Genomic DNA, 1,704 nt, shown 5'->3' on the forward strand with positions numbered 1-1,704 from the left:
TAAGTGATTGCATTGCGTGGTAGGGGAGCTTCGTATACGGGCAGAAGCTATACCGAAAGGAGTAGTGGACTGTATACGAGTGAGAATGCTGGCATAAGTAGCGAGAAATAGGTGAGAATCCTATTCGTCGAAAACCTAAGGTTTCCTGAGGAAGGCTCGTCCGCTCAGGGTTAGTCGGGACCTAAGCCGAGGCCGAAAGGCGTAGGTGATGGACAATCGGTTGATATTCCGATACCACCAGAAGCCGTTTGAGAGAAGGGGTGACGCAGGAGGATAGGCTAAGCGCACTGATGGATGTGCGTCCAAGGGTTAAGTCAGGCTCCTTAGGCAAATCCGGGGAGCTAATGATAAGGCCTGATGGGGAGTGCGCAAGCACGAAGTGGCTGATTTCACACTGCCGAGAAAAGCCTCTATCGAGGAAGCTGGTGCCCGTACCGCAAACCGACACAGGTAGGTGAGGAGAGAATCCTAAGACGAGCGAGAGAACCCTTGTTAAGGAACTCGGCAAATTGACCCCGTAACTTCGGGAGAAGGGGTGCTCTAGAAATAGAGCCGCAGAGAATAGGCCCAGGCGACTGTTTAGCAAAAACACAGGTCTCTGCTAAGTCGTAAGACGATGTATAGGGGCTGACGCCTGCCCGGTGCTGGAAGGTTAAGGGGAAGGGTTAGCCAAAAGGCGAAGCCTTGAACTTAAGCCCCAGTAAACGGCGGCCGTAACTATAACGGTCCTAAGGTAGCGAAATTCCTTGTCGGGTAAGTTCCGACCTGCACGAATGGCGTAACGACCTGGGCGCTGTCTCAACAAGGGACTCGGCGAAATTGTAGTACCGGTGAAGATGCCGGTTACCCGCAATTGGACGGAAAGACCCCGTAGAGCTTTACTGCAGCTTAGCATTGAGTTTCGGTATTGTCTGTACAGGATAGGTGGGAGACGGAGAAGCAGGGCCGTCAGGTTCTGTGGAGTCGACCTTGGGATACCACCCTGATGATACTGGAGCTCTAACCGGAGGCTTTGAAGCAAGTCACGGGACATTGCTAGGCGGGCAGTTTGACTGGGGCGGTCGCCTCCTAAAATGTAACGGAGGCGCTCAAAGGTTCCCTCAGTGCGGTTGGAAATCGCGCGAAGAGTGTAAAGGCAGAAGGGAGCCTAACTGCGAGACTGACAAGTCGAGCAGGGACGAAAGTCGGACTTAGTGATCCGGTGGTACCAAGTGGAAGGGCCATCGCTCAACGGATAAAAGCTACCTCGGGGATAACAGGCTGATCTCCCCCAAGAGTCCACATCGACGGGGAGGTTTGGCACCTCGATGTCGGCTCGTCGCATCCTGGGGCTGAAGTAGGTCCCAAGGGTTGGGCTGTTCGCCCATTAAAGCGGCACGCGAGCTGGGTTCAGAACGTCGTGAGACAGTTCGGTCCCTATCCGTTGCGGGCGCAGGAAATTTGAGAGGAGCTGTCCTTAGTACGAGAGGACCGGGATGGACGAACCTATGGTGCACCAGTTGTTCCGCCAGGAGCACAGCTGGGTAGCTATGTTCGGAAGGGATAAGCGCTGAAGGCATCTAAGCGTGAAGCCCACCTCAAGATGAGATTTCCCACAGCGTAAGCTGGTAAGACCCCTCAAAGAACATGAGGTTGATAGGCCTGAGGTGTAAGCGTCGTGAGGCGTTCAGCTGACAGGTACTAATAGGTCGAGGGCTTGATCAA

General features: G+C 54.1%; 1 rRNA gene (only partly in view). It reads left to right on the forward strand.

Features of this window, described 5'->3' with window-relative positions:
• Positions 1 to 1,704, forward strand: a 23S ribosomal RNA gene (locus EDD71_RS14915); it begins 1,303 nt to the left of the window's first position.

The sequence above is a fragment of the Fonticella tunisiensis genome (assembly GCF_004364155.1).
Classification (GTDB): domain Bacteria; phylum Bacillota; class Clostridia; order Clostridiales; family Caloramatoraceae; genus Fonticella; species Fonticella tunisiensis.